At 34.6% G+C, this 2,754-nt stretch carries 4 protein-coding genes and 1 pseudogene; 1 reads left to right on the top strand and 4 read right to left on the bottom strand.

All coding sequences use genetic code 11. The features are described from left to right. The 4 genes and pseudogenes from HZY94_RS08865 to HZY94_RS08850 all read right to left on the bottom strand — a co-directional run. Positions 1-339: pseudogene (locus HZY94_RS08865) on the bottom strand (hypothetical protein); the annotation flags it as partial. A 92-nt stretch (positions 340-431) separates the two neighbouring features. Continuing rightward, positions 432-1,208 carry a nucleotidyltransferase domain-containing protein gene (locus HZY94_RS08860; RefSeq protein ID WP_179925849.1) on the bottom strand — a complete coding sequence of 259 codons (777 nt, stop codon included), beginning with the start codon at positions 1,206-1,208 and terminating at the stop codon, positions 432-434. Between the two features lie 45 nt (positions 1,209-1,253). Then, positions 1,254-1,439: a hypothetical protein gene (locus tag HZY94_RS08855; RefSeq protein WP_218925749.1), complete on the bottom strand. Its 186-nt coding sequence runs from the start codon at positions 1,437-1,439 to the stop codon at positions 1,254-1,256. Positions 1,440-1,621: 182 nt separating this feature from the next. Then, complete coding sequence (locus tag HZY94_RS08850; RefSeq protein ID WP_179925848.1) at positions 1,622-2,212, bottom strand: hypothetical protein; 591 nt, start codon at positions 2,210-2,212, stop codon at positions 1,622-1,624. Between the two features lie 369 nt (positions 2,213-2,581). Here HZY94_RS08850 and HZY94_RS08845 point away from each other — a divergent pair. Continuing rightward, positions 2,582-2,754 (top strand): helix-turn-helix domain-containing protein (locus HZY94_RS08845; protein WP_179924846.1); only part of this gene is annotated, 173 nt, incomplete at its 3' end.

The raw sequence follows: 2,754 nt of genomic DNA, 5'->3' as shown, positions 1-2,754 counted from the left end.
ATAGTCAAGATAAGATATTCCAACCTGCAGTAACCTCTTCTTATCTTCATCAGATAATTTATTAAAAACTAAGACAACATCTTCTTCCACTTGCTTTTGAATCGCTTGAACTTGTTTGACAAAGTTATCTAAACTCCCTGACCTTTTTTCTTTAACTAGAAGGAACTCATTTCTCTGTATTCTTAACATTGAAAATTCATAGCGTCTTTGAAAAACAATCGGCAATTCTAAACTTACTGGCTGTATTTGGGCTTCAAAATGAAAAGCACTCATAATACTCTCAATTTTAGAAATATTCATTTCCCGTTCCTCTTTATCATTATATTCGTATTTTATCAAAAATAAATGATAAAAAGCGATTTTTTTAATAAAATGAATAGAAGCAGATTTTGTAATTCTCTAGAAAGTTGTTTCTTATAGGTATTTATCTTCTATACCATCCCCAACTCCTCCAAGAAAAATTGATTCAGTAACTCCCAGTCAACCTGATGAACTACAGATCGTTTCTGTAGAGAGGCCTCTATATCTTGAATAGCCTCCTCAAGATAGGTCTGTAACTCAGAAAGAGGAGCTATCTCAGCAGCTTCTGAGCTTGCCATTTTAATAGCCAGTAATTTTTCTACAGAAGGTTTCAACTCGATTGGCAGACAAGTTTCCACCAAATCTTCAAACAAAACTGGTGGTGCTGTATGAAATTTCTCAATCCACTTACAAGCTAGGATAGGTCGTAAAACATAAAAATATTTCTTGGGCTTTACCAGGTTTCCACCCAAATGTTTGGACATCTGTCCTTTAGCTGTTGACAGATAATGATACATCATCCGCTCTTCAGAAAAGCAATTCTCCAATAGTGGCTTCAGTTTTTCCACAAAATCGGATTGGACATACACGATAGGAGAACCGAACCATTCAAAAAGCGTTGGATTCGACTTGGCTAACAGTTTTAAAGCCTTGTCCAAATCCCAACCATTCACATCCCAGGTATCATCAATTGGTAGCTCAATCACATCCCGTTCGGATATCAATTTTAGATAATCTGTAGCCTTTCGCTTATAAATAAAGCGAACATCGAAATCACTATCCGGAGACTCAAATCCCCAGGCGCGACTACCAGACTCGACAGCCCATAAAACCTCAACACCATAAGCTTCTTCAATTTCCCGCAATTTTTCGGGTACTAAACGCATCATTTCTTCCTGTGTTTGCATAGGGCCTCCACTATCTTTCCCCTCCGTTAGATTCAAAAACAACCGTCACTTCTCCATAGCAATCAAGATTCTACCATCGACTAAAAAAGCATATTCATAAATATCACAATCCTCATTGTTAGGGATGTAAATTTGATCAAAATGATTACTTTGAATAGCTTCTTCAAATTTTTCCATATCAAAAATTTCAACAGAGGCTTCCGGATCTAAGCCATAGGTGCCCAATTCCAAAATATCTTTTAAGCACCTATTCCCCTTCCTGGTTAGTTAAGCATCAACCTAGCTTGCTGTCAGAGACCAAGACTCAGGAGAAACTCTTAAATATTCACTTTTAGTATATGACGATATTTTAGAAATACTATAAAATTATTATATACAAAGTAAAGGGAGAGAAAGCTAAAGCTCTGAAAAAGTTATTTTAAATATCTCTCAAAATATTCTTTAAAGACATAAAGTTCTAAACTTTCAATAGATAGCTTATTAAAAAGTTTACTACATTCTTTTGCCGTACCTTTCCCTGGATGAAGATAAAAGTGTTTAATCTTTTGAAGCACCATCTCTGTATGTAAATGATCTTTTTGATTTGTAATCTCATCTAATCGATTATCCACAGCTAAAGCAAATTTATTCCCATACAACACATCCTCTTTATATCTACATCTAGTCATATAACTTTTTATATCGTATAGCATTGAACTCATATTTCTATAATTTGGTGTACCTACTAATGCTCTACTTGCTTTATTTATGCCATTAACATAGCTGTATGCATTATTTAAAGAATTGAAATTCCAGAATCTCTTTAGATCAAAATACTTATATTCTCTATCTAAATTCGATTTTAATACTCGTAAAATAGATAATGCTCTTCTCTCATCATTAATTTTTATTGCCTCATAAGCTTCCTCAACCCCCTCATTATAAAAATCAATATGCTGATTAATTTCAGAACCTAAAATACCTGTAATATCAAACTTCAGTACTTCTTGATGCAAATTAATCATAAATTCCCTCCTTCTATGAAATAATCATTACTACTACTTGATAATCTATTCATGGATTGTCAAGTGTAACACAGTCATAACTTCTGAATCACGGAATCCTCCTCCACAACAAAAATTTTAAAATGAAGTTAGCCACCCATCCTATCTGCTAGATAAGTACTACAACTCATTCTGATGAGTTGTCTGATTTCATTTGATAATAGGTTTGGAGCTGTTAGGCTAATTGGCCAAGGCTAATGATAGCCTTGGTTTAGCCCTCAAAACAGCTTCAAAAGTCCCTGTTGTCAAATGAAATCCTTTTGTAAGGTATAAGAAAACACCTCCGTGCTATACTTGTTGTTCACCACAAACAAAAGGAAGGGCACAGAGATGCAAAACAATTATACAACAAAAGGAAAACATTTGACAATTAATGATCGTCGCTACATTGAACGATGGAACAAAGAAGGAAAATCCAATCGAGAAATTGCTCGCCTACTTGGAAGAGCTCCTCAAACAATCAATAACGAAATCAAGCGAGGGCAAGTCTTACAACAAGTGAG

Source organism: Streptococcus danieliae, from assembly GCF_013415245.1.
GTDB lineage: Bacteria > Bacillota > Bacilli > Lactobacillales > Streptococcaceae > Streptococcus > Streptococcus danieliae_A.
Note: the sequence above shows the minus strand (reverse complement) of the source record. Positions and strands in the feature narration are given on the sequence as shown.